At 32.5% G+C, this 243-nt stretch carries 1 pseudogene; it reads left to right on the forward strand.

The annotated features are described in order from the left end of the window. A pseudogene (locus AWV70_RS06030) lies at positions 1 to 243 on the forward strand (tetracycline efflux MFS transporter Tet(L)); the annotation flags it as partial.

Below are 243 nucleotides of genomic sequence, written 5' to 3' on the forward strand. Positions count from 1 at the left end.
TACTAATGTCAGTGGGCATTGTATTTTTTATGCTGTTTACAACATCTTATAACATTTCTTTTCTGATCATCAGTATTCTGTCATTCCTGATATTTGTAAAACATATTAGGAAAGTAACAGAACCTTTTGTTGAACCTGCACTGGGGAAAAATATTTATTTTATAATTGGTGTCCTTTGTGGAGGACTTATATTTGGTACAGTAGCAGGGTTTATCTCTATGGTTCCTTACATGATGAAAGATG

Origin of the sequence: Sporosarcina koreensis (assembly GCF_001531445.1) — a bacterium.
Classification (GTDB): Bacteria; Bacillota; Bacilli; order Bacillales_A; family Planococcaceae; genus Sporosarcina; species Sporosarcina koreensis_C.